Here is a 24,327-nt window from a genome sequence, read left to right as displayed (position 1 = left end):
TCTTGTTGCCATGTCGTTGCAGCGCGCGCGTTGAAGGTTCAGAAGCCGGGAATGACACCACCCCAGCCAGCCATCCCGACCGAAGGAACAACCGCCAACCTCAGCACGGCGGGACGCGCGCGCGCGATCGTTGCCGGATCGATGGGCAATCTGATCGAATGGTATGACTTCTACGTCTATGCCTTCACTGCGCTGTATTTCTCGAGCGAGTTTTTCCCGAGTGGCGATCGTACCGCGCAGTTGCTTGGAACATCCGGCATTTTCGCGGTCGGCTTCCTGCTGCGTCCGCTTGGCGGATGGTATTTCGGGCGATTTGCCGACCAGCATGGACGCCGTCGTGCGATGGTCGTGTCGATCCTGCTGATGGGGGTCGGTTCCGCACTGATCGCCTCCCTGCCGACCTACGCCACGATCGGCGCGTTCGCGCCTGCGCTGCTGTTGCTCGGCCGCATGATCCAGGGCTTCTCGACCGGCGGGCAATATGGCACCGCGGCGACCTATCTCAGCGAAATCGCCTTTACCGGGCGGCGCGGCTTCTTCGCATCCTTCCAATATGTCACGCTGATCGGCGGACAGTTGCTTGCGCTGGCGGTGATCCTGATCCTGCAACAAGTGCTCGACGTCGAGCAGATGAAGGCGTTCGGCTGGCGTATCCCCTTCGCGATCGGCGCGGTCGCCGCGCTGACGATTCTTCTCTTCCGGCACGTGCTGCATGAGACGACCAATACCGACGCCAAGCACCCCGATGCAGGGACACTGCGCGGGCTGCTGCCGCACTGGCGCGCGTTCCTCACCGTGCTCGGGCTGACCGCCGGCGGATCGCTGATGTTCTATGTCTTCTCGACCTACATGCAGAAATATCTGGTCAATACGGCGCAGATGGACGCGAAGACCGCCAATTGGGTGATGACCGCGGTGCTCATCCCGTTCGCGCTGCTCCAGCCGGTGTTCGGCATCCTGTCGGACAAGATTGGGCGACGCACCAACATGCTGCTGTTCGGCGCGCTGGGCACGCTGGCCACCGTCCCGCTGCTGTCGCTACTCGCCAACGTGCAAAGCGCGAGCGCTGCGTTCGCGCTTGTGCTGGCGGGTCTGGCGATCAACAGCCTGTACACGTCGATCAGCGGGCTGTTCAAAGCCGAGCTGTTCCCGGTCCATGTCCGCGCGCTGGGGGTGAGCCTGGCGTACGGCATCGGCAACGCGCTGTTCGGAGGCTCGGCGGAATATGTCGCCTTGTCGTTCAAGAAGGCAGGAAACGAGTCGGGCTTTTACTGGTACGTCACGGCGATTTGCGCGGTGGCATTCGTGACCGCGCTGTTGATGCGCAATACGCGCGACACGGACCCGCTGGACGATGCCCGATGACACGGCGAAGTCCGCGGGCGCGATCGGTTTCCCGTCGGATTTTGCGCGAACGGGCGACTATGATACGTTTGATCGCAATTCCTGACCCAGTCGGAACCCAAGGGTGAACGCGAGGTTTAACGATCATGTTGTGCGACCGATATATGGACGAACTGATCGATGCCTTCGAGGCGGGATTTGGTGCCGTGAACGCGACACCTGCCGCCTGCCCGTTCGATCGGGCCGATGGCGTCCGGCATACTGCCTGGGTCGACGGAACGCAGTACCGCACCGCGACCTTCGCGCAGCACCTGCATTGCCGCGAATCGATCGCGCCGACGGTGCCCTATGTCGCGCTGGTGTCGCACTTTCGGCACGACCATCCTTTTGTACGAACCGCCGTTTCTTTTAATAGCGCGAGCAAGTAGTGGCGTCGCGTTAACCTTACAAACAGCACGTTTGACCGACCACATCGTTCAAAAGCCTAGCGTTTGTTAACCCCGTTGGGCAATTCCGGATCGTCTGGATAGGCGATCCGTAAACAGTATCTTATGGACCCAGCCCCCAGATCGATCGGCATGCGTGCTGAATTTTGGGGGTTTGCGATGTCTGTGCAACCAGAGGCGTTTTTTTCGACGAGAGCGATGGGCTCGCTAGGGTCACGATCAACGGATCGTGGCACGACCGTGCAGCGGGCCCGACTTGCCGCCGGCGCATTCGACACCGCGATCGATATCGAGCTTGCGGATACGACCGATCGCCGGGAAGATGCCTGCTCGCTGATCAACCGCCGCTACGCGTGGCGGGGATATGGCAGCCATCACACGCTCCCCGCGCACCGCGCGAGCGCGACCTTCACCGCATCCGACGCAGCGCGCGTGCTGGGGACCGTGACCCTGGTGGTGGATTCGGATGCCGGGCTCGCCGCGGACAAGATCTTCGCCGACGAACTCAACCCGTTCCGCGAAACCCCGGGGCGCAAGATCTGCGAACTCAGCCGCCTCGCGTTCGAAACGGGTCTTCCGTCCAAGCCGCTGCTGGCGGCGCTGTTCCACATCGTGTTCATCTACGGCTATCACCACCATCGCTGCACCGACCTGTTCATCGAGGTCAATCCGCGGCATCGCCGGTTCTACGAGGCGATGCTGGGGTTCAAGCCGATCGGTGCGCCGCGCACCAACGCCAGCGTCGGTGCGCCGTCGCAACTGATGTGGCTGGAAATCTCGAGCATTCGCCGGCGGATCGACGCCGCGATGGGCGATCTGTCGTCCGATGCGACGCCGCGATCGCTATATGCGCTGTTCTTCTCGCGCGACGATGCGCTGGAACTGGCGGACGAGCTGACGTCGGAAGGTTCGGTGCATCGTGCCCGGAACGGCAACGCGCTGGTGAAGGTCTTCCTGCCCGATCTTTGACGGACAAAAAAAGGCCGCCGGTTTTCACCGGCGGCCTTTCCTAGCTTAGCGCGATTAGGCGAAAGCGACGGTCGAGCTGCGACGACGATAGCGCAGGCCCGCACCCATCATGCCGAAGCCGGCGAGCATCATCATCCACGTTGCGGTCTCGGGAACTGCCGACGGAATGAAGGTCAGGTTGCCGCCGTACGAAGCGCCGCCCTGCGACGTGCCCGAAACGAGCAGCGTGTTCAGCTGGCCAGCGACAACCGGGAGAGCGTCGCCACCAGCGAACACCAGGTTGCCGTTCGAACCGATTGCGAGGTCGATACCGTTGAACTTCACCGACGAGAAGGTCAGCGAGGTAACGCCGTTCATCAGGACGGTCGAGCTGATCACCGAACCGCTACCGAAGCCGGAGGTCGGCAGCGTGAACGTGAACGTGTCGCTGAACGTGCCAGCGCCGATGGCGATACGCGAGATTGCGCCGTTGTACGTGCCGTTCGGGCCTTCTGCTGCCTGGAACGAACCAACGCCCGGGGTAACGGTGCCGACGGGGAACACTGCTGCCGAAGCCGGTGCAACGTTTGCGATCGCGACAACTGCGACGGCGGCGACGGCGGAAAGGAACTTGGTACGCATTAACATCACTCCAACTGATTGACGAAACCTTACTCGCAAAGACCGTGCCAATGCCGGTTTTGTGGGAAACGCCGATAAACCCTTAGAGCGATGTGTAAAAATTGCTGACAGGGGGGTCAGTCGCCCCCACTTTTACCCTCTGACGCGACACGCTTGAGCACGCTTTTCGATCCGTCGCGGTGAGAATATTTATCGATGCCCGCTCGTCGAGAACGGGCGCTCCGAAGGAGCGCTCGCCCAGCGCTTGTTCGGCGTGGCCTGCATCCGGAAGCGCAATTCGCCACCCGCAAGGATCTGGTCGTGGCGCAGATACGCCTTGGTCACGGGTTTCCCGTCCAGCGTCACGCCGCCGACATAGGGGTGCGCCGGGTCGAGGCCCTCAGCGATGATCGTCAACCGCTTGCCGCCCGGCAGCGCGAGCACCGCGCGATCGACGAACGGACGCCCGATGACATATTCGAGGCTGCCCGGAGTCACCGGATAAAAGCCCAGTGCGGTGAAGACGAGCCACGCCGACATCTGCCCGAGGTCGTCATTCCCGGCCAAGCCGTCGGGGGTCGGGTGGTACTGGCTCTCGACGATCTGCTTGAGCCGCGCCTGAGTCCGCCACGGTGCGCCGGCGTAGCTGTAAAGATAGGCGACATGGTGGCTCGGTTCGTTGCCGTGGATGTACTGGCCGATCAGCCCGGCAATGTCCTCGGCATGGCTGTAGTCCAGTTTCGAATTGTCGTAGTCGAACATCGCGTCGAGCTTGGTGACGGTGGCTTTGTCGCCGCCGAGCGCGCTGACCAGCGCGGCCTGATCCTGAGGCACGAACCAGCTATATTGCCACGCATTGCCTTCGGTATAATCCGATCCGTAGTTGATCGCGGTCGGATCGAAGGGGACACGGAACGCGCCGTCGCTCTTGCGCGCGCGAACGAACCCACTCTTGGGATCGAAGCTGTTGCGCCAATTCCCGGCGCGTCTGGCGAAGGTCGCCGCGACGTCCTTGCGCCCCATCGCTGCGGCCATGCGCGATATCGTCCAGTCGTCGAACGCATATTCGACGGTCTTGGACGCCGCCTCGGGTTCGCGGTCGATCGGGACGTAGCCGAGCTTCCTATAGTCGCCGAGCCCGCCGTACGCGTCGTAGGAAGCGCTGGCGACCATCGCGTCGAGCGCGGCGTTGGCGTCGAAGCCGCGAATGCCCTTGAGATAGGCGTCGGCAATCACCGGGACCGCATGATAGCCGATCATCGTCCACGTCTCGCGCCCCTGAAATTGCCAGACGGGGAGAATCCCATCGGGACTGTCCATGCGGCTGGCGATCAGCGACTGGACGATTTCGCTCGTCGTCGTCGCGGGCTGGACCAGCGTCAGCAACGGATGCTCGGCGCGGAACGTATCCCACAAGGAGAAGGTCGAGCGAAAAGTATAGCCCTTCGCCAGATGGACTTGGTTATCGGGCCCGCGATACCTGCCATCGGCATCTCCGGCGACCGACGGCGCGATCAGGCTGTGGTACAGCGCAGTCGCAACATTGCGCTGCATCGGTGCGGGTGCCTGCAGTGTGAGGACGTCGAGCGCCTTGTGCCACGCCGCCACCGTCCGGGCGCGGACCGTATCGAAATCGCCTGGCTCGCTCGCGAGATTGGCGATCGCTCCCGCCTCGTCGACCGACGAGATCGCAACCCGGACTTCGAGCGGTCGCGTCAGTTGCCCGAAGTCGAGCCGCGCGACCAGCGCCCGCCCGGTCCGTTCCGCCAGCGCATCGCTCCCGCGCCCCGGCCCCTGGAAGCCTTTGTAGGGCACGTCGCGCTCGGTGCTCACGAACGCATGATCGGTCAGTGGTGCGGAGAAGCGCATCGCGAAGAACAAGTGCCGATCGGGCGCCCAGCCCCGCGTCTGGCGCGCGCCGACGATGGTCCCGTCGGGCAGCAGGCGGACCGACGACCACAGGACCTTGCCGGGATAGGTATAGAGCGAACTGCGCAGGTCGAGCACGAGATGCGCCGCCTTGCCCGTGGGAAAGGCATAGCGATGCACCCCGACCCGCGTTCCCGCGGTCATTTCGGCGCGCACCCCCGCGTCGCGGAGCGTCACCGCATAATAGCCGGGTGCCGCGACCTCACTGCGATGGTCGAACCGCGAGCGATAACCCGATCCCGGCTTGGCCGCGTCACCGGGTTCGAGCGACACCGTATCGCCCGCAACCGGCATCACCAGGAAATCCCCGAGGTCGGAATGGCCCGCGCCCGAGAAATGCGTGTGTGAGAAGCCCTGGATCGTCGGATCGTCATAGCGATAGCCCGCCGCCCATTTGTAGCTGTCGCGCACGACATGGGTGGTGTCGGTATCGGGGCTGAGCTGGACCATCCCGAACGGGGCGACCGCACCGGGGAAGGTATGCCCTTCCCCGCCCGTGCCGATCATCGGATCCACCTGATCGTAGGTCGATTGCGCCGCGAGCGGAGCGGCAATGGCGACCGCGGACGACAGGGCGAGTGCGGTGAGACTGCGGGCAATGGTCATGGAAACGGTAGAGCAAACGGTAGCGCTGTTGGAAAGGGGGTCGGTTCGCTGTTGCGTTTGACTCGTTTCGTCCCCTAAATCCTTCAGATGGGCGACGAATCAAATGAATGGTTGCTTGAAAGCCGCCAAGGTCTGCCTGCCACGATCGCGTATTTGCGCGAGGCCTATCCTGCACCGCAGTGGCGGGATCACCACAATTTCGGCGAACTCGCCGACTTCTGGCTGCAGGTTCATGCCAGTTTGCGCCAGCAGGGCGACCAGTTGCAGCAGATCACGCAGTCATTTCGGGAAGGTGGACTCGACGCGAATGCCTTCCAGCAGGCGTTCGTGCCGCGGTTCAATCATTTCCTGCAGCATCTCGAGGGGCACCATCAGATCGAGGATGCGGTCTATTTCCCCAAGTTCCGCCAGCTTGATCCGCGGATGCAGCAAGGGTTCGACCTGCTCGAAAACGATCACGAACTGATCCACAGTGCCCTGGTGACATCGCTCGACGCCGCGCGCCAGCTGGTCGTCGCACTGCCGCGCGGTGCGCGTGCGGCGCAGACCGCGAACGACGGATATGCCGATGCGACCGATCGGTTGATCCAGCTGCTCGCGCGCCATCTGGCGGACGAGGAAGACCTGGTCATCCCGGCAATGCTCGAACACGGTGAACGCAGCGTCGGCTAGCCCGGGCGCTTCAACGGCCCCAGTTCGATCCCGAGCCGTTTGACGCGGTAGTAAAAGGTCTTGCGCGGAATGCCGAGACGGTCGATCGCCGCACCGACCTCGCCGCTCGCCGCCGCCATCGCCGCGACGATCGTGGCCCGCTCGAAGGCATCGAGTTGTTCGGGCAAGCTGGCCGGACGCACCTCGGCGACATCCGCGACCGTGTCGAGCCCAAGCACGAAACGCTCGGCATAATGCGCGAGTTCGCGAACGTTGCCGGGCCAGTCGTGCGTCGCGAGATGATGTTGCGCCGCCGCCGTCATCGCCGGCACCGCCTGTCCGATCCGTCGCGCCGCCTCCGCCACGAAATGCGCGAACAACGGAACCACATCCTCGCGGCGTTCGCGCAGCGGCGGCACCCTGAGGCGGACCCCGGCGACGCGGTACAACAAGGCTGGGGCGATCGCATCCTCGGCACGCGCGCCCGGTTCGTCCGCAGTGGCGATCACGCGCAGGTCGATCGGCACCGCATCGCGCGCGCCCGGCGTGACCAGTGCGCGCGCCTCGACCAGGGCGGTCAGCCGCGCCTGCAACGCACGCGACGCCTGATCGAGATCGTCGAGCAGCAGAGTCCCGCGGCTCGCCGCCACCACGCTGCCCGTACCGACGCGCGCGAACAGATCGGTGTCGAGCAACGCGTCGGGATAGGCCGCACACGCAACGCCGAGCAGCCTGTGTCGCCGCCGCTTTCCCGCCGCATGGATCCGGCGTGCGAGCAGCGCCTTGCCCGTCCCCGTCTCCCCCTCGATCAGCAAGTCGATATCCGCGTCGGCCAGCATCGGGATCATCGCGCGAAGCCGTTCGATCGCGGGGGAGCGTCCGATCAGGCCATCGCCGGCATCGTCCTCCGACGCGCCCGCCGCCGCCGCCCGCAACCGCCGATTGTCGAGTTCCAGCGTCCGCGCGGTCGACGCGCGCGCGACCGCGGCGAGGAGCACGTCGGGATCGAACGGCTTGGTCAGGAAGTCCCACGCCCCCGCCTTCAGCGCGGATACCGCCATCGCCACGTCGCCATGCCCGGTGATCAGGATGACCGGCAGGCTCGGATCGCGCGCGCGCAACAGTTCGAACACCTCGGTGCCCGAAATGTGCGGCAGCCGCACGTCAGTGACGACGACGCCCGCGAAATCGGGCTGGATCGCCTCGAGCGCAGGGGCTGCGTCCGAATAGGCGTCGACCGCAAAGCCGGCGAGCGACAGCAATTGCGTGGTCGACACACGAAGATCCGGATCATCCTCGATCAACGCGACGCGGGGTGGTGCGGCGGTCATGACGCCCTCTGCAACACGATCTCGAAACACGCGCCCCCTGGCCCCGGAACAAGTCGCAAGGTGCCGCCGAGATCCTCCATGATGTCCTTGGCAATCACCAGCCCGAGCCCGAGCCCTGCGGTCCGGCTCGTCGCGAACGGGGTGAACAGCCGCTGGGATATGTCGGGAGCGATGCCGGGGCCGTTGTCGCGGATGCGCACCGCGACGCGTTCGGATTGCGAGTCGACCGTCACCACGATCGCGCCGTCCCGCTGGGTAAGAAGCGCCTCGGTCGCATTCTGCAGCACGTTGACGAACACCTGCTCGAGCCGGATCCGCCCCGCGATCACGCGTAGGTCCGCGGCGACCGCGGGCCAGTCGACATATATGCGCGATAGCGGTTCGCGCAGGATGAGTTGCGCGCCCTCGATCACTTCGCTGAGCGGCACCGGGCCGATTTCACCGCTCGCCTTGCGCGAGAAGCCCCGCAGTTGCGCGGTCACCGCGCCGATCCGTTCGGTCAGGCGCGCGATCGCCCGCAGATTCGCACGAACGTCCTCGGTCGCGCCGCGATCGAGCAGTGTCTCGCCGGTCGCGGCATAAGTGCGGATCGCGGCGACCGGCTGCGCGGTTTCATGTGCGACGCTCGCGGTGATCTGCCCGAGCGTCGCCAGCCGGTTGGCCTGGCGCAAGGCCTCGCGAAGCGTGGCCGCGCGCGTTTCAAGCTGGGTGCGTTCCTCGATCTCGTGGCGAAGCGCGGCGGTGCGCTCGGCGACCGCCTGTTCGAGCCGGCTGGTCCGGTCGGCGCGACGGCGCGCCATCGACCGGGCGGCATTGGCCAGCCACAGCAGCACGAACGCCAGCAGCCCGGCGACGATGCCACCCGCGCGGGCGACGTCGTCCACTGCCGCGCGCGTCGGCTGCGCGAGCGTGACGCGCCACCCGGCGGGATCGGCTGCGGTCCGCGCGACGAGCAAGGTGCCTTTCTCGCCCGGTACGCGGATCCGATCGGCATTCGTGGTTTGGAAAGGCACCGGCAGCAGCGCCGCCGCACCACTGACTCGCAAGGCGCTGGCACGTTCGGCGGGGGACAAGGGGCGTGTCATCGCGAAACGCCACGTCTGGCGGCTCGCGATGAGGATCAGTCCGGCGGGGTCGGTGACATAGGTGATGCCGCCAGCCGCCGCCCACTGGCGCTCGATCGACGCGAAGTCGAGCTTAACGACGACGACGCCCCCCGCCGCCGTACGGCGTGCGAAATAGAGGCCGGGGCGGTTGCTGACCGTGCCAAGCGCGAACTGGCGCGCCTCGCCGCCGCGACGTGCCTGCTGGAAATACGGCCGGAAACGATAATCGCTCCCGACGAAGCTCCTGGTCGTATTCCAGTTGCTTGCCGCGATCGCATGGCCGTCGGGCGCGATGACGTACATCGCGTCGGCACCGGTCTCGGCGGCAAGATGTTCGAGCTTGCGATCGAGGGCCGCAGTCGCGCCCTTCTGTTTGGCCAGCGCCGCGACGACATCGCGATCGTCCGCGAGCGCAAGCGGCAGCAAGCGGAACCGCGCAACCTCGCTCGCGAGCAGCGACGCGCGCAACCGGGCGTCTGCCGCGACCGATGTCGCCAGGCGCTCCCGTGCAGCGTGCGCGATCACGCTACCGACCGCCCAGCCGACCGCCAGCGCGATCAGCGCGGCCACGACCGCCAGACCGACTCGTCGAATAAGAAAGGCAGGAGCCATGGCCGCTCTTAGCAAGTCGACGATCATGTGCAACTTTCGGCACATGATGGATTTTGGAAATGCAGCTATTGGCGCTCATTTCGTCACCAATTGCGCCCAAAAGCCCGCAAACGCGCGTTTTTCCCGTGTTTGTCGAAAGTACGTCTAGCCGCACGTCCGACAGGGCGATACTCCCCCCAACAGGTATCGCCGCAGAGCAGAACCTCGTGTTCAGAGGATGAAGGCCCCATGACCATTTCGATTCCCGCCGCAAGCGAACAGCCGCCGGCCGCCCCCAAGCGGTGGTACGCGCAACTCTATTTCCAGGTGCTCCTCGCGATCGTCGCGGGTGTGCTGCTCGGCCATTTCGCCCCCCAGACGGGCGAAGCGATGAAGCCGATCGGCGATGCCTTCATCAAGGCGGTGAAGATGGTGATCGCACCGGTCATCTTCCTGACGATCGTGACCGGCATCGCCGGAATGCGCGATCTCGCCTCGGTCGGCCGCGTCGCGGGCAAGGCGTTCGCCTATTTCCTGTTCTTCTCCACACTCGCGCTGATCATCGGGATGATCGTCGCCAACGTCGTGCGGCCGGGCGCGGGGCTCAACATCGACCCCGCCTCGCTCGATACGTCCAAGATCAGCGAATATGCCGAAAAGGCGCATGAGACGACGCTGACCGGCTTCCTGACCGGCATCATTCCCGACACCTTCCTGTCGGCGATGACGCAGGGGAACATCCTCCAGGTCCTCTTCATCTCGATCCTGTTCGGGATCGCGCTCGCGCTGATCGGCGATCGCGGCACCAAGGTGCTCGACCTGCTCAACGACGTGTCGATCGCCTTCTTCAAGCTGGTCGGCATCGTGATGCGCGCTGCCCCGATCGGTGCGTTCGGCGCGATGGCGTTCACGATCGGCAAATATGGCGTCGGCACGCTCGCCAATCTGGCGACGCTGGTCGGGACCTTCTACGCGACGTCGCTGCTGTTCGTGCTGGTCGTGCTCGGCCTGGTCGCGAAGCTGACCGGCTTCTCGATCATCAAGCTGATCCTCTACCTCAAGGCCGAACTGCTGCTGGTGCTCGGCACCTCGTCGTCGGAAAGCGCGCTGCCCTCGCTGATCGAGAAGATGGAGCGCGCAGGCTGCCCCAAGTCGATCGTCGGGCTGGTCGTGCCGACCGGCTACAGCTTCAACCTCGACGGCACCAACATCTACATGACGCTGGCCGCATTGTTCATTGCGCAGGCGTGCAACGTCGACCTGACGCTGGGGCAGCAATTGCTGCTGCTGAGCGTCGCGATGCTGTCGTCCAAGGGTGCTGCAGGCGTGACCGGCGCGGGGTTCATCACCCTCGCCGCAACGCTGTCGATCGTGCCGTCGGTGCCGGTTGCGGGGATGGCGCTGATCCTCGGGGTCGATCGCTTCATGTCGGAGTGCCGCAGCCTGACCAACTTCATCGGCAATGCGGTCGCGACGGTCGTCGTGTCGAAGTGGGAAGGCAAGCTCGATGTCGAGCAGCTCAACGCCGCCCTCTCCGGCAAGACGACCGTTGCCTCGCCCGGGCCGACCAGCCCGGCTGCCGTGACGCTCGGCGTCGCGAACTGACTTTCAAGGGACGTTTGCCATGATGATGGGTTCGCGACTGCGTGTCGCCACGGCGTTGATCGCGCCATATGCCGCCCTCGCCGCCTCCGGCGCGCACGCGCAGGTAAGTGCCGGCGAAAAGGCCCCGGCGACGGAAATTGCCACCAGCTACCCCGCCGCCGGCGGGGGCGAAGGCGCCAACACCAACGGCTATAACCTGTCGCGCTGGGCCGAGGACTGGCGCGGGATGGCCGATCCCGCGAAGCGCAACGATCCGCTCGACCGGCTCAAGTTCCTGCCGCTCGATTCCAACGGTGACGTCTATTTGACGCTGTCGGGCGAGTTGCGGCTGCGGATGAACCACACGACCAACCCCAATCTGCGCGAGAGCAAGGCGCAGCGGCAGGACATCACCCGCATCGTCGGCGGTGCGGACCTGCATGTCGGGCCGCATCTGCGCGGCTATGTTGAACTGGCGCACGGCGGCATTTCGGGTGTGGAACTCGGCGTCCCTGCGACCAACCTGCGCAATGACTTGGTCGTCCAACAGGCGTTCGTCGAAGGTGACGTCAACGTCGGCTCGGTCCAGCTCGGTGCGCGCTATGGGCGTCAGGAATTCACCGACGGGCCCAACCTGCTCGTGTCGCAACGCGACAACAACACGATCCGCTATACGCTCAACGGCATCCGGCTGTGGGCCAAGGGCAAGACCGTCCGCGCCGACCTGTTCGATCTCAAGCCCACGGCGTACGGCGATCTCGGCACCGACGACGATGTGACCGATCCGGCGCGGCGTTTCTCAGGCGTGTCGCTTGGTTTTGCGGTGCCCAAGACCGCGTTCGGCGGGTCGAGCCTGTTCGTCGATCCGTTCTTCTGGCGGCGAAAGAATTCGGTCGGCGCGTGGGGCGGGCGGATCGGGCCGGCGGAACGCTTCTTCGCGGGCGTTCATGCTTACGGCGACGCGGGCCCGGTGACGATCGACTGGACCGCCAACCACCAGTTCGGCACCTATATCGACCAGCGGATCGATGCCTGGCAGTTCTTCGTGGCGCAGACCTACCGCGTCGGAAAGGCCAAGACCGCGCCGCGCGTCGGCGTCCATTTCGACTATTCGAGCGGCGGCGGCGGCTATGGCGGTCGGACATTGGCCAACGCCTATGCGCCGTTCGGAAACAACATCTATTACAGCTATCAATTGTTCCTGACGCCGTCGAACCTCGTCACGGTCGCCCCCAACGTGACCGTGGCTCCGGCCAAGTCGCTACGCGTGACCGCGGAATATGCGCTCAACTGGCGCGCCAACGTCACCGACGCAGTGTACCGCGCGAGCGGTGCGCCGTTTGCGGGAACGCAGAACTTCCGCGCCGCGCGGATCGCCAACGTCTCGCGCTTGCAGGCGGTCTGGGCGGTGACGCCGCGCGTGTCGCTGACCGGGCGCTACGAGCATCTCGACGCCGGCCCTGCGCTGCACGACGCGGGCTACAAGAGCTCGGACTTCCTCGCGGGCTGGATCAGCCTGCGCTTCTGAAAGGACCCTTCTCATCGCTCCCGCCTACTACGCCGCCGCGCGCGCGCTGCTCGCCGATCCGCTGACCAACAAGGGGACGGCGTTTACCGAGACCGAGCGCGACACGTTCGGGCTGCATGGCTTGCTCCCGCCGCATATCGGCACGCTCGACAGCCAGATCGAACGGCGGATGCGCGCGCTCGACGGGATGGCGGACGATTTCCATCGCTACGCCTTCCTGCGCGAGTTGCAGGATTCGAACGAGATCCTGTTCCACGCGCTCGTCCAGCGCGACCTGCCGCGAATGCTGCCACTGATCTACACCCCGACCGTCGGCGAAGGGTGCGAGCGGTTCAGCGAGATCTGGCACCGACCGCGCGGGCTGTTCCTGAGCTATCCCAATCAGGACCGGATTGCGGACATTCTGGCGGACCCGGCGTTCGACCGGGTCAAGGTTATCGTCGTCAGCGACGGCGAGCGCATCCTCGGGCTCGGCGACCAGGGCGCAGGCGGCATGGGCATCCCGATCGGCAAGCTCGCGCTCTACACCGCCTGTGCAGGGCTGCACCCGGCGGAGGTGTTGCCGATCCTGCTCGATGTGGGCACGGACAATGCCGCCAGGCGCGATGATCCGCTGTACGTCGGCTGGCGGCATGCCCGCGTGCGGGGTGAAGACTATGACGGCTTCCTCGAAAGCTTCGTCACCGCTGTCGCCGAGCGCTGGCCCGGCGTGTTGCTCCAGTGGGAGGATTTCGCGGGCCACAATGCGCATCGCCTGCTCGATCGCTATCGCGACCGGCTGCTGAGCTTCAACGACGATATCCAGGGGACCGCGGCGACCGCGCTCGGCACGTTGCTTTCCGCGATCCGGCGGACCGGCGGCGCGCTTGCGGACCAGCGGATCGTGCTGTTCGGCGCGGGCGCGGCGGGTTGCGGGATCGGCGAACTGCTCGTCCGCGCGATGGTTGCGGACGGCTTGAGCGATGCCGAGGCGCGTACGCGGATCTGGGCGGTCGACCGCGACGGGCTGATCGTCGACGACATGCCGGGGCTGACCGAATCGCAGATGGCGCTTGCCCGCCACGACAGCCCGCGCGACCTGTTCAACCCGCACGGGCATGACTTGCTCGCCACCATCGAGCTGGTTGCGCCGACAGTGCTGGTCGGCACGTCGGGACAAAGTGGTGGGTTCAGCGAAGCCGCGGTGCGCGCAATGGCGGCGCGTGTCGAACACCCGATCATCTTCCCGCTTTCCAACCCGATCTCGCGCGCGGAAGCGCATCCGACCGACCTGTTCGACTGGACCGGCGGCCGCGCGATCGTCGGCACCGGCAGCCCGTTCGGGGTCGCGGGCGTGACGCAGGTCAATAACGTCTTCATCTTCCCCGGCGTCGGGCTCGGCGCGCTGTCGGTCGGCGCGCGCTGCGTGACCGAGGGCATGTTCATGGCCGCCGCCCGCGAGCTTGCGACGATGGACGGCGAAGGCGGCACGTTGCTCCCCCCGATCACGCATCTACGCGACATCGCGCTCAGGATCGCGACCGCGGTTGCGCGGCAGGCGATCGCCGAGGGCGTTGCGCAAGCCGAATGCCGGGTCGTCCAGGAAAACGATATCGGCGGCGCGATGTGGGCGGCACGCTACGATTGATCGTGGGAGACCAGCGCAGCCAAAGCGCCTGTTTCCGCGTTGGCTGCGCTGATGGTTGTATCGATCGCTCTTCGCTGGCTCCGCCGGATCGTCGTGCTCGTGCTCTGTGCCGCGGTGGCGCTGGTCGTGTTCGCGCTGTTTCGCCCTGCCCCGCAGGACCTGCCGTGGACGCCACTACGGCTGGACCAGCCGCCGGGGGTGTTCACCGGGCGCAAGATCGCTGCGCTCGGGCGTGATCCTGCGGCGTGCGCTACGCTGCTGAAGACTGCCGGGCTGCGTTTCACGGCAATCCCCGCACGCGGCCCGACGCAATGTCGCGCGCCCGACAGCATCCGCACCGCTGCGCGCCAGGACATGCTAGCGCTAAGCCCCGTGGTGACGACCGCCTGCTCCGTCACGGCCGGGCTGGTCGCGTGGCAGGCGCATGTCATACAACCCGCCGCGCAACGCCTGTTCGGCACCACGGTCGCGCGGATCGAGCATTTCGGCAGCTATTCGTGTCGCCGCATGTACGGGCGCGAGGAAGGGAGCTGGAGCGAACATTCGACCGGCAACGCGATCGACGTCAGCGCCTTCGTCCTGACCGATGGCCGCCGCATCTCGGTACTCCGCGACTGGTCGCGCGACGATCCGCGCGGGCGTTTCCTCCATGCGGCGCGCGACGGGGGATGCGGCATGTTCGCGACCGTCCTGTCCCCCGATTACAACGCCGCGCACCGCGATCACCTGCATCTCGACCAAGCGGATCGTGGCGACATGGGGTGGCGCGCCTGCCGCTGATCGGGCGTGGCGGACCCGGCCCTATCACCGTCGCCGATGCCCGCGCCCCCTTGCGCCATGTGGCACACAGGTTAAGTCCGGCACCGTTGAACACCGCCGCGGGCCTTATTGTGAACACAGGTCGGAAGCAGGAGATCTGATGCTTTTCAGAGCGATGCCGAAATCCGTACTGCGCCGCGCGCGATCGTTACCGCTCGTTCTGGCGGTCTCGATGGCGGCCCTGTGCGCCACGTCGCCAACGCTGGGCGCGTCCTCGTCGTTCGATCTGGTCGGGCCCAACGTCGTCGTCACGGTCAAGCACGGCGACATCACGCTTCCGCTCGAGTCCGTCCCAAACCTCGTCGAAGGCGACGTGGTGTCGATCAAGCTCGACCTGCCCGCGAACCAGACCGAGGGCTTCCGGATCGTCGCGGGGTTCCTGCGCGGTGCGATCGACCGGCCGTCGAAGGACTGGTTCCATGAAGCACGCAGCTGGAAGGGCAAGGGCGCGGACTTCTCGCTGACCGTCCCCAAGGGCGCGCAGCAAATGGCGCTGCTCGTCATCCCCGAAAGCGGCGGTGGCGCGAATGCGGTGATCAGCACGGTCCGCAAGCGTCCGGGCGCATTCGTTCGCGCGGTTCAGGAACTCAACCAGGCGACGCTCGATCGGGCGCGGCTCGATGCGTTCCTGCGCGAAACGTTGAAGGTCGAGCGCGAGAATCCCGAAGCCGTCTCTGCCGCATCGCAGAATTTGACGCGCAGCCTGTCGATCAAACTCAAGGCTGAGTGCCTCCAGCAGCCCGCCGAATTGCAGGCGGCATGCCTCACCGGTGACCGCGAGACGCTGCTCCTCGCGGATACACACAGTTCGCAGCTGGCATCGACGCTCGCGGGCGCGCCGACCGATCTCGCGTTCCAGCTGAGCGCGACGCCGGCGGGCGGCTATGGTTCGTACAGCTCCTACATCGGCGTGGTGCGCGACATGTTCCGCTTGCTCGGCGCGTTCCAGTCGACGCAGTTGCAGTTCATTCCGGCGCTGTCGCAGATCAGCAACGGCCGAACGACCTTGCTGCTCAACACGCCCCTGTCCTTCTCCAAGCCGACGTCGGTGATGGTCGTCGCGATGCCCGCTGTGGAAGCGGCCAAGCCCCCCCCGCTGCGGGCGTCCACGCCCGATATCGCATTGTGCGCATCGCCCGGCATGACCCTACCGGTCGAAGGCGCGCCGCTGATCTATGCGACGCAATATGCGCGCGAAATGGCCTTGCGATTGAAACGCCCGGACGGGACGCTGGTCGACGTGCCGATCCACGCCGATGCGCGGCGCGGCGGCTATGTCCTCGACAAGGCGATCCCGGAGGGGCCGTTCGGCGGCGCGATCCCGGCGCAGATCCACGGACTATGGGGCTTCACCCCGTTCGAGGGACCGAGCTTCGCGCTGTCCAACCCGCAGCAGAACAATTGGAAGACCGCTGACGGCACCTCGCTGGTGGTTGGCCGCGCCAATGACGTGCAGGTGCTCGGCGGCGGCGCAGGCTGTGTGACGCAGGTTTCGCTCCGCCGTGGCGACGGTGCCGCCAAGCCCGTTACGTGGAAGCAGGCGGGCACGCGCGGGATCGTTGCGACGCTACCGCTCGACAAGATGGCACCGGGACCGGTGTCGATCGTGATCGAGGGCGCATCGGGCACCACCCCCGCGGTCGTGACGCTGGCCGCGTTGCAAGAAGCGGGCAGCGTCGACGACCTGATCTTCCATGCCGGCGACAGCGAGGCGATCCTGACGGGCGCGCGGCTCGACCAGGTGAAGGGCATGACGCTGGGGCAATTGTCGTTCCACCCTGGCGGATTGACGCGCGTCGATAACCAGGACCGGCTGACGCTGCTCGCGGACGATCCGACCAAGGCGCAGACGATCGGGGCGGGAACCAGCCTGAGCGCGGAAGTGGCGTTCAGCGGCGGGCGCAAGAAGACCGTACCCGTGACGATCGCGGGCCGACGCACGGGCGCGACGCTGGTCCACATCGCCGGACAGGTGCCGACGCACGAAGGCATGGTGCCGGTGGTGATGCGCAGCGACGACGTCTTCGCACAGGACGCGCGGATCAGCTTCGCCTTCCACAAGGATGCGATGGAAACGCTCGACGGTCAGGAATCGATCGAGATCGCGACCGCCGACGGGCGCGCATCGGGGATCATCAAGGCCGGCAAGGGCTATGACCTGCAGGACGCGAGCACCGGCATCGTCGCCTTCTCGCCGATCGAGGCACTTGGCGCGCTCGCTTATGGTCCGGTCCGGTTCCGCGTGATCGAGGGCGACGGCGCCTCCAACTGGACCTCGCTCGCGACGATCGTGCGGCTGCCCGACGTTCGATCGGTCAGTTGCCCGGCGCGCGACAAATGCCAGATCGCGGGGGATCGGCTGTTCCTCGTCAAGGCAGCGGGCGCGAGCGAACAGCCCGATGCGATGCAGCAGATTCCGGACGGGTTCGTCGCGCCGAAGATTACCACGACCGCCAGCCGCGACGGACGGATCTTCCTGCAATTGCGCGATGCCCCGCAGGCATTCGCGACGGTCGCAACGTCATCGCGATAAACCGTTCGGGCAAAGCGCGTTCCGGTCTGGACAGCCGGGACGCGCCGCCGGTATCGCCGCGCAGATGAGCATTACCGCAACGATCATGAACACGGCCACCGGCCAGCCCATCCAGAAAATGGTTTTCGGCCGGATGCCCAAGCCGTGGGTATCCTTCAATCTTGAGACGGGCGAGCTCGTCACCGCCGACCGCGTCGAAGTCGGCAAGCCCGCGCCGGGCAAGTTCGCGGTGCCGGTCGCGGTGTGGGTCACGCCCAAGGGCTGATTCCCCCGTCCAAGTCATGGCATCAGGACGCATCTCGCGGTAAGGGCCGGCGATGTTGCGCATTACCGAACTGGCCCTTCCGCTCCATCATCCCGATGAGGCGATCCCCGCTGCGATCTGCAAGCGGCTCAAGATCAGCCCACGCGACCTGATCCGCTTCAAGATCGCGCGCCGCGCGCATGATGCGCGCGACAAGATGGCGATCCTTTTGGTCTATTCGCTCGACGTCGCGGTGAAGAACGAAGCGACCGTGCTCGCCAAGTTCCGCAAGGACCGCAACGTCGGCACCACCCCCGACACGCGCTACAAATTCACCGCACAGCCCCCCGCCGTGCAGAGCGAGATCCGCCCGGTCGTGATCGGCGCGGGGCCGTGCGGGCTGTTCGCCGGGCTGATCCTCGCGCAGATGGGGTTCCGCCCGATCATCCTCGATCGCGGCAAGGTCGTGCGCGAACGGACCAAGGACACCTGGGGGCTGTGGCGCAAGAGCGTGCTCAACCCCGAATCGAACGTTCAGTTCGGCGAGGGCGGCGCGGGCACCTTCTCCGACGGCAAGCTCTACAGCCGGATCAAGGACCCGCGCCACCTCGACCGCAAGGTGCTGACCGAGTTCGTGAAAGCTGGCGCACCCGAGGAGATCCTGACCGAAGCGCATCCGCACATCGGCACGTTCCGGCTCGTCACGATGGTCGAGAGCATGCGCGAGAGCGTCGAGGCGCTCGGCGGCGAATATCGCTTCCAGCAGCGGGTCGAGGGGATCGACATCGAGACGCGCGGCGACGGCACACGCCACGTCCGCGGACTCCATATCCACGACGGCAGCTATCTGCGCGCGGATCATGTCGTGCTCGCGATCGGGCACAGCGCGCGCGATACCTTCGCGATGCTTCACGAGGCTGGCGTCTATGTCGAGGCCAAGCCCTTCTCGCTGGGCGTGCGGATCGAGCATCCGCAGTCGTGGATCGACACCGCGCGCTTCGGGCCGAGTGCTGGCAACCCGATCCTCGGCGCGGCCGACTACAGCCTGTCGCATCACTGCAAGAACGGGCGGACGGTGTACAGCTTCTGCATGTGCCCGGGCGGCACCGTCGTCGCCGCGACATCGGAGGAAGGCCACGTCGCCACCAACGGCATGAGCCAATATTCGCGCAACGAGCGCAACGCCAATTCGGGGCTGGTCGTGGGTATCGACCCCGAGCGCGACTATCCGGGCGATCCGCTTGCGGGGATCGCGTTCCAACGGCACTGGGAATTGCTCGCTTATGTCGCAGGCGGGTCGAGCTACAAGGCGCCCGCGCAACGGCTGGGCGATCTGCTCGAGGGCAAGCCGTCTTCCGCGCTGGGGCAAGTCGTGCCGTCCTATCGCCCCGGCGTGACGATGGGTGACCTGTCCGAATGCCTTCCCGAATTCGCGATCACCGCGATGCGCGAGGCGCTCCCGGTGTTCGGGCGGCAGATCCCGGGGTACGACCACCCCGACGTGCTGTTGACCGGAGTCGAGACGCGCACCTCCTCGCCGGTCCGCTTCAAGCGTGGCGACGACCTGCAGAGCCTCAACACGCGCGGGTTGTATCCGGCGGGCGAAGGCGCTGGCTATGCGGGGGGCATTCTTTCGGCGGCGGTGGATGGGATCAAGGTCGCCGAAGCGGTCGCCGCGAGCCTGACGCGCACCGCGATGCCGCTGCCGGAGTGAACCGAACGGTCCAGCCTTTGTTGTGCACTGCAACACAAAGGGAGATTTGCTTATGGCCAGCACGGCCAAACCCCTCACCGCCGAGCGCGCGATCCTGCTGCTCGGCTGGGTCGCCACAGCGACCGCGGTGATGATGTACGTGTCGTACATCTCGCAGATTCAGCTCAACATCGCCGGGCACAAGGGCTCGGTGATCCAGCCGCTCGCGACCGCGGTGAACTGTACCTTGTGGGTGGCCTACGGGCTGCTCAAGCCGCAGCGCGACTGGCCGGTGGCGCTGGCGAATGCGCCGGGGGTGGTGCTCGGCGCGATTACCTTCGCGACGGCGTTGTAAGCACTTAGCCCCTCCCGTTCAGGGGAGGGGTTGGGGTGGGGAAGTCCAGCAGAGCGCGCTCTCTGCGAGGCACGGCCCCACCCCCGGCCCCTCCCCTGAAGGGGAGGGGTGAGTTTCCGTTCTACGCCAGCGTCATCAAACTCGCATTCCCGCCCGCCGCCGTGGTGTTGATCGAAACCGAAACCTCCTCGCACAGCAGATCGAGCGGATAGGCATCCGCCCGCGCCACCACATCCGCGCTCGATGCGCCATGCAGCGAAACGATCGCCCCATCCCGCGCCGCCAGCGCCCGCGACGCAGCGGCAACGTCCGCCGCACCCCCCTCGACCAGCGCCCCCGCGAGCGCATCGACCTCGGCCAGCCCCCGCGTCGGCCAGACGATTCGCGCCGCAACGGATGCGGGCAACCCCGCCGGTGCCACCGCGAGCGGCCCGCCCGGGATCACCACCGCATGGTTCCCCGTCGCCAGCACCGCGCCGATCTGCCGCCACAGCCCGTGCGCAGTCCGCGCGATCACCGCGATCCGTCCGCGTGGATGGAGCGCGTAGCGATTGATCTCGCCGACCGGACCCGCCAGCTCGACTTCATAGCCAAGCCGCGATCGGTCCGCGATCGCGCCGACCGCCGCCGCCATCTCGGGCTCGCCCTGCGCCCCGAGCCACGTCGCCAGCACCCTAGCGACCGGATCACCGCCCGTCGCCGAAACCACCGCCGTTTGCGCGGCATGGACCAGCCGCGTCAGATACATCGGCCCGCCCGCCTTGGGCCCGGTGCCCGAAAGCCCACGCCCGCCGAACGGCTGGACGCCGACGACTGCGCCGATCGTGTTGCGATTGACGTACACATTCCCCGCGCCGATCGCGTGCGTGACGCGATCGATCGTCGCGTCGAGCCGGGTGTGGAGCCCGAAGGTCAGCCCATAGCCGGTCGCGTTGATCGACTCGACCAGCGCATCCATTGCCCCGCTGCGGAACCGCAGCACGTGCAGCACCGGCCCGAACACCTCGCGTTCGATCTGCGCGATGTCGTCGATCTCGATGATCGTAGGCGGAACGAACGTGCCGTACCCCGTCGCGGCGGGCAAAGCGGCCTGCTCGACCCGGTGCCCCGCCGCCCGCATCCGCGCGATATGCGCGTCGATCCCGTCGCGCGCTTGCGCAGTGATCACCGGGCCGACGTCGATCGCGAGCCGGTCGGTGCGGCCAATCGTCAGTTCGGCCACCGCGCCGCGCAGCATCGCGAGCGTACGGTCCGCAACCTCTTCCTGCAGGCACAGCACGCGCAGCGCCGAACACCGCTGCCCCGCGCTATCGAACGCAGACGCCAGCACGTCGCCCACGACCTGTTCGGCCAGCGCGGACGAATCGACGATCATCGCATTCTGCCCGCCGGTCTCGGCGATCAGCGGGATCGGCTTGCCCTCGGCGGTCAAACGCCCGGCGAGCTGGCGCTGGATCGTCCGCGCAACCCCGGTCGATCCGGTGAAGATCACCCCCGCCGTCGCCGCCGCGCCGACCAGCGCCGCGCCGACCGCGCCGTCACCCAGCACCAGTTGCACGACATCCTCGGGAACGCCCGCGCGGTGCAAGACACGCACCGCTTCCGCCGCGATCAGCGGGGTCGGTTGCGCGGGCTTCGCAACGACCGGATTACCCGCTACCAATGCAGCAGCGATCTGTCCCGCGAAGATCGCTAGCGGGAAATTCCACGGGCTGATGCACACCACCGGCCCGAGCGGCGTCGTGCCGTCGAGCGTGGCACGCGCCTGCGCCGCATAATAACGCAGGAAATCGACCGCTTCGCGCACTTCGGCGATTGCATTGGCGGCGGACTTGCCCGCTTCGCGCATGATCAGCCCAAGCAGCGTCGGCATCGCCGCTTCGAGCATGTCGCCCGCACGATCGAGACAGTCCGCACGCTCCGCGACCGGCGTCGCCGCCCACCGCGCCGCCGCCCCGACCGCGCGATCGACCGCCGCTTGCGCCGCGGCTTCGTCCGCTTCGAAGACATGGCCGACGATGTCGCGGTGGTCCGCCGGGTTGCGGATCACGACCGCGGGCCGCGCGCCCGTGTCCACGCCGCCGGTCCATTCGGACGCGGCACTCGCCACCAGCGTTTGCGACAGCATCGCAAGCGTCGCTTCATCGCTGAGGTTGAGCCCCTGCGAATTGCGCCGCGCGCCATAGATCGCCGCGGGCAGCGCGATCTCGTCATGCGGTGCGCCGGGGACCGGCATCGCGCGGACGATCTCGACCGGGTCGGCGATCAGATCCTCGATCGGCACTGCGGGATCGCCGATCCGGTTGACGAACGACGAGTTCGCCCCGTTCTCGAGCAAGCGGCGGACGAGATACGCCAGCAACGTCTCGTGCGTGCCGACCGGGGCATAGACCCGACATGGGCGCGCAAGGCCGTTCGCGCCGACGACCTGATCGTAGAGCGGCTCGCCCATGCCGTGGAGGCACTGGAACTCGTAATCGCCGACGACGAAATCCTCGCCCGCCAGCTGGTAGATCGTCGACAATGTCTGCGCATTGTGCGTGGCGAATTGCGGGAACACCGCGTCGCGCGCCGCCAGCAGCTTCCGCGCGCAGGCGATGTACGCGACGTCGGTGTAGATCTTGCGCGTATAGACCGGGTATCCGGAAAGCCCGTCGACCTGCGCGCGCTTGATCTCGGCATCCCAATAGGCGCCCTTGACCAGCCGGATCATGATCCGCCGCCCGGTCCGCCGCGCGAGCGCGATGACGAAATCGATCACCAGCGGGCAGCGCTTGCCGTAAGCCTGGATAACGAAACCAAGCCCCTTCCAGCCGTCGAGCTCGGGATCCTCGGCGAGCGACTGGAGCAAATCGAGCGACAGTTCGAGCCGGTCGGCTTCCTCGGCATCGATGTTGAAACCGATGTCATAGCCCTTGGCGAGCAACGCCAGCCCGCGCACCACTGGCAACAGCTCGCCCATCACCCGCCCCGCTTGCGCGCGGCTGTAGCGCGGGTGAAGCGCGGACAGCTTGATCGAGATACCTGGCCCGCCATAAACGCCGCGCCCGTCGGACGCCTTGCCGATCGCGTGGATCGCCTGCTCGTAATCCTTGAGATAGCGCGCCGCATCCGCCGCGGTCGTCGCCGCCTCGCCCAGCATGTCGTACGAAAAGCCATAGCCCCGCGCCTCGCGGTCCTTCGCGTGCCGCAGCGCCTCATCGATCGTCTGGCCGGTGACGAACTGTTCGCCCATCATCCGCATCGCCAGATCGACCCCGCGCCGGATCACCGGCTCCCCGACCCGCGCGACCAGCCGCGTCAGCGCGGTCGCGAGACCCCGGTCGTCCGCACTCGCCGCGAGCTTGCCGGTAACGACCAGCCCCCAGGTCGCCGCGTTGACGAACAGCGAGCGCCCGTCCCCGATATGCGCCGCCCAGTCACCGCCCGCGATCTTGTCGCGGATCAGCGCGTCGCGCGTCGCGGTGTCGGGAATGCGCAGCAGCGCTTCGGCGAGGCACATCAAAGCGACGCCTTCCTGACTCGACAGCGCATATTCCTGCACCAGCGCCTGCACCCCGCCCCGCGCCTTCGACCCGCGCAACCCTTCGATCAGCGCGCGCGCGGTCCCTGCAGCAGCGCGGCGAACGGTGTCGGGAACGGTTGCCGCCTCGACCAATGGCGGCACGCAGATCGGCTCGGGCGTCCGCATCGCCGCGGTGATTGCCGCCCGCATCGGATCGGGCGTGCGCACCGTCGGAGCAAAGCACGCAAATGGCATGGACGATTCGGTGGTCATGGCGATCCTCTGAGTAGATCTTCGCCATACGCCCCTATCCCGGAGGGAATCTTCCCGTTCAAACTTGACGAGCACTCGGTCTCGACCGCATTTCGGGGCCATGAAAGACAAATCGCCTGCTCAACCGCCGTCAGACAGCGAATTGGACCGGTTCGACCGCGCGATCATCGATCTGTTGGCGCAGGATGGGCGGATGACCGTGACCGACCTAGCCGCGCAGATCGGGCTGTCCAAGACGCCGACGCAGGTGCGGCTCAAGCGGCTGGTCGACCAGGGCTATATCCTCGGCTTCCGCGCGGTGACCAATCTCGCCAAGCTGGGTCTCGACCATGTCGCCTTCACCGAGGTGAAACTGTCCGACACGCGCGAGAATGCGCTGCGCGATTTCAACGCCGCGGTGCGCCGTATTCCCGAAGTCGAGGAATGCCACCTGATCGCGAGCAGCTTCGATTACCTGCTCAAGGTCCGCACCACCGACATCCGCCGCTACCGCTATGTGCTGGGCGAAAAGATCTCCAGCCTGCCGCATGTCGCGAGCACGTCGACCTTCGTCGCGATGGAGACGATCCTTGACCACGATCGCTGACCGGGTC

The 24,327-nt window shown here is 66.4% G+C and carries 18 protein-coding genes; 13 read left to right on the top strand and 5 right to left on the bottom strand.

Going from position 1 to position 24,327, the window contains the following annotated elements:
* The first annotated feature begins 51 nt into the window (after positions 1 to 51).
* The 3 genes from ABIC17_RS03360 (at position 52) to ABIC17_RS03350 (ending at position 2,759) form a co-directional block, all read left to right on the top strand.
* Entirely contained in the window at positions 52 to 1,365 is a 1,314-nt protein-coding gene (locus tag ABIC17_RS03360; RefSeq protein WP_354279223.1) for an MFS family transporter, read from the top strand.
* A 143-nt stretch (positions 1,366 to 1,508) separates the two neighbouring features.
* Positions 1,509 to 1,772, top strand: a complete 264-nt coding sequence (locus ABIC17_RS03355; protein WP_354279222.1) for a hypothetical protein — start codon at positions 1,509 to 1,511, stop codon at positions 1,770 to 1,772.
* Between the two features lie 258 nt (positions 1,773 to 2,030).
* Positions 2,031 to 2,759 (top strand): N-acyl amino acid synthase FeeM domain-containing protein, encoded by a 729-nt coding sequence (locus tag ABIC17_RS03350; RefSeq protein ID WP_354279221.1) that lies wholly within the window; start codon positions 2,031 to 2,033, stop codon positions 2,757 to 2,759.
* Positions 2,760 to 2,813: 54 nt separating this feature from the next.
* Here ABIC17_RS03350 and ABIC17_RS03345 read toward each other — a convergent pair whose 3' ends face one another.
* Both ABIC17_RS03345 and ABIC17_RS03340 read right to left on the bottom strand, forming a co-directional pair.
* Complete coding sequence (locus ABIC17_RS03345) at positions 2,814 to 3,380, bottom strand: FxDxF family PEP-CTERM protein (RefSeq protein WP_354279220.1); 567 nt, start codon at positions 3,378 to 3,380, stop codon at positions 2,814 to 2,816.
* 189 nt (positions 3,381 to 3,569) lie between these two features.
* Entirely contained in the window at positions 3,570 to 5,894 is a 2,325-nt protein-coding gene (locus ABIC17_RS03340; protein WP_354279219.1) for a GH92 family glycosyl hydrolase, read from the bottom strand.
* 87 nt (positions 5,895 to 5,981) lie between these two features.
* Between ABIC17_RS03340 and ABIC17_RS03335 the strand changes: the two genes are divergently transcribed.
* Positions 5,982 to 6,566, top strand: coding sequence for a hemerythrin domain-containing protein (locus ABIC17_RS03335; RefSeq protein ID WP_354279218.1), 585 nt, complete (start codon positions 5,982 to 5,984; stop codon positions 6,564 to 6,566).
* Here ABIC17_RS03335 and ABIC17_RS03330 read toward each other — a convergent pair.
* Positions 6,563 to 7,876 carry a sigma-54-dependent transcriptional regulator gene (locus ABIC17_RS03330; RefSeq protein ID WP_354279217.1) on the bottom strand — a complete coding sequence of 438 codons (1,314 nt, stop codon included), beginning with the start codon at positions 7,874 to 7,876 and terminating at the stop codon, positions 6,563 to 6,565. The genes ABIC17_RS03335 and ABIC17_RS03330 overlap by 4 nt on opposite strands.
* Positions 7,873 to 9,594 carry a sensor histidine kinase gene (locus ABIC17_RS03325; protein WP_354279216.1) on the bottom strand — a complete coding sequence of 574 codons (1,722 nt, stop codon included), beginning with the start codon at positions 9,592 to 9,594 and terminating at the stop codon, positions 7,873 to 7,875. The genes ABIC17_RS03330 and ABIC17_RS03325 overlap by 4 nt, the downstream gene beginning before the upstream one ends.
* 228 nt (positions 9,595 to 9,822) lie before the next feature.
* Here ABIC17_RS03325 and ABIC17_RS03320 point away from each other — a divergent pair, with 228 nt between their 5' ends.
* From ABIC17_RS03320 to ABIC17_RS03285, 8 genes are all read left to right on the top strand, one after another.
* The gene (locus ABIC17_RS03320) at positions 9,823 to 11,178 is read left to right on the top strand and encodes a dicarboxylate/amino acid:cation symporter (RefSeq protein WP_354279215.1); all 1,356 of its coding nucleotides are present in this window, start codon (positions 9,823 to 9,825) and stop codon (positions 11,176 to 11,178) included.
* Positions 11,179 to 11,197: 19 nt separating this feature from the next.
* Positions 11,198 to 12,685, top strand: a complete 1,488-nt coding sequence (locus ABIC17_RS03315; protein ID WP_354279214.1) for an alginate export family protein — start codon at positions 11,198 to 11,200, stop codon at positions 12,683 to 12,685.
* Complete coding sequence (locus ABIC17_RS03310) at positions 12,603 to 14,312, top strand: NAD-dependent malic enzyme (protein ID WP_354279470.1); 1,710 nt, start codon at positions 12,603 to 12,605, stop codon at positions 14,310 to 14,312. Before ABIC17_RS03315 ends, ABIC17_RS03310 begins: the two co-directional genes overlap by 83 nt.
* Positions 14,313 to 14,363: 51 nt before the next feature.
* Positions 14,364 to 15,092 (top strand): extensin-like domain-containing protein, encoded by a 729-nt coding sequence (locus tag ABIC17_RS03305; protein WP_354279213.1) that lies wholly within the window; start codon positions 14,364 to 14,366, stop codon positions 15,090 to 15,092.
* A 154-nt stretch (positions 15,093 to 15,246) separates the two neighbouring features.
* Positions 15,247 to 17,664: a hypothetical protein gene (locus ABIC17_RS03300; protein WP_354279212.1), complete on the top strand. Its 2,418-nt coding sequence runs from the start codon at positions 15,247 to 15,249 to the stop codon at positions 17,662 to 17,664.
* A 64-nt stretch (positions 17,665 to 17,728) separates the two neighbouring features.
* Positions 17,729 to 17,929 (top strand): hypothetical protein, encoded by a 201-nt coding sequence (locus tag ABIC17_RS03295; protein WP_010214848.1) that lies wholly within the window; start codon positions 17,729 to 17,731, stop codon positions 17,927 to 17,929.
* 52 nt (positions 17,930 to 17,981) lie between these two features.
* Complete coding sequence (locus ABIC17_RS03290; protein ID WP_354279211.1) at positions 17,982 to 19,622, top strand: NAD(P)/FAD-dependent oxidoreductase; 1,641 nt, start codon at positions 17,982 to 17,984, stop codon at positions 19,620 to 19,622.
* A gap of 52 nt (positions 19,623 to 19,674) precedes the next feature.
* The gene (locus ABIC17_RS03285) at positions 19,675 to 19,956 is read left to right on the top strand and encodes a SemiSWEET family transporter (protein ID WP_354279210.1); all 282 of its coding nucleotides are present in this window, start codon (positions 19,675 to 19,677) and stop codon (positions 19,954 to 19,956) included.
* A gap of 121 nt (positions 19,957 to 20,077) precedes the next feature.
* On the opposite strand, the gene putA is transcribed toward ABIC17_RS03285, so the two are convergent.
* Positions 20,078 to 23,740 carry a trifunctional transcriptional regulator/proline dehydrogenase/L-glutamate gamma-semialdehyde dehydrogenase gene (gene putA / locus ABIC17_RS03280; RefSeq protein ID WP_354279469.1) on the bottom strand — a complete coding sequence of 1,221 codons (3,663 nt, stop codon included), beginning with the start codon at positions 23,738 to 23,740 and terminating at the stop codon, positions 20,078 to 20,080.
* Between the two features lie 94 nt (positions 23,741 to 23,834).
* Between putA and ABIC17_RS03275 the strand changes: the two genes are divergently transcribed.
* On the top strand, positions 23,835 to 24,320 hold the full coding sequence (locus ABIC17_RS03275; RefSeq protein ID WP_354279209.1) for an Lrp/AsnC family transcriptional regulator: 486 nt from the start codon (positions 23,835 to 23,837) through the stop codon (positions 24,318 to 24,320).
* Positions 24,321 to 24,327 lie beyond the last annotated feature (7 nt).

This window comes from Sphingomonas sp. PvP056 (genome assembly GCF_040549155.1).
Classification (GTDB): Bacteria; Pseudomonadota; Alphaproteobacteria; order Sphingomonadales; family Sphingomonadaceae; genus Sphingomonas.
Note: the sequence above shows the minus strand (reverse complement) of the source record. Positions and strands in the feature narration are given on the sequence as shown.

Excerpts from the sequence above, each read along its gene's own strand:
- ABIC17_RS03305 (WP_354279213.1), top strand. The coding sequence starts at position 14,364 with ATGGTTGTATCGATCGCTCTTCGCTGGCTCCGCCGGATCGTCGTGCTC.
- ABIC17_RS03285 (WP_354279210.1), top strand. The coding sequence starts at position 19,675 with ATGGCCAGCACGGCCAAACCCCTCACCGCCGAGCGCGCGATCCTGCTG.
- ABIC17_RS03275 (WP_354279209.1), top strand. The coding sequence starts at position 23,835 with ATGAAAGACAAATCGCCTGCTCAACCGCCGTCAGACAGCGAATTGGAC.
- ABIC17_RS03335 (WP_354279218.1), top strand. The coding sequence starts at position 5,982 with ATGGGCGACGAATCAAATGAATGGTTGCTTGAAAGCCGCCAAGGTCTG.
- ABIC17_RS03300 (WP_354279212.1), top strand. The coding sequence starts at position 15,247 with ATGCCGAAATCCGTACTGCGCCGCGCGCGATCGTTACCGCTCGTTCTG.
- ABIC17_RS03320 (WP_354279215.1), top strand. The coding sequence starts at position 9,823 with ATGACCATTTCGATTCCCGCCGCAAGCGAACAGCCGCCGGCCGCCCCC.
- ABIC17_RS03340 (WP_354279219.1), bottom strand. The coding sequence starts at position 5,894 with ATGACCATTGCCCGCAGTCTCACCGCACTCGCCCTGTCGTCCGCGGTC.
- ABIC17_RS03290 (WP_354279211.1), top strand. The coding sequence starts at position 17,982 with ATGTTGCGCATTACCGAACTGGCCCTTCCGCTCCATCATCCCGATGAG.
- ABIC17_RS03295 (WP_010214848.1), top strand. The coding sequence starts at position 17,729 with ATGAGCATTACCGCAACGATCATGAACACGGCCACCGGCCAGCCCATC.
- ABIC17_RS03360 (WP_354279223.1), top strand. The coding sequence starts at position 52 with ATGACACCACCCCAGCCAGCCATCCCGACCGAAGGAACAACCGCCAAC.
- ABIC17_RS03315 (WP_354279214.1), top strand. The coding sequence starts at position 11,198 with ATGATGATGGGTTCGCGACTGCGTGTCGCCACGGCGTTGATCGCGCCA.
- ABIC17_RS03345 (WP_354279220.1), bottom strand. The coding sequence starts at position 3,380 with ATGCGTACCAAGTTCCTTTCCGCCGTCGCCGCCGTCGCAGTTGTCGCG.
- ABIC17_RS03325 (WP_354279216.1), bottom strand. The coding sequence starts at position 9,594 with ATGGCTCCTGCCTTTCTTATTCGACGAGTCGGTCTGGCGGTCGTGGCC.
- ABIC17_RS03355 (WP_354279222.1), top strand. The coding sequence starts at position 1,509 with ATGGACGAACTGATCGATGCCTTCGAGGCGGGATTTGGTGCCGTGAAC.
- ABIC17_RS03330 (WP_354279217.1), bottom strand. The coding sequence starts at position 7,876 with ATGACCGCCGCACCACCCCGCGTCGCGTTGATCGAGGATGATCCGGAT.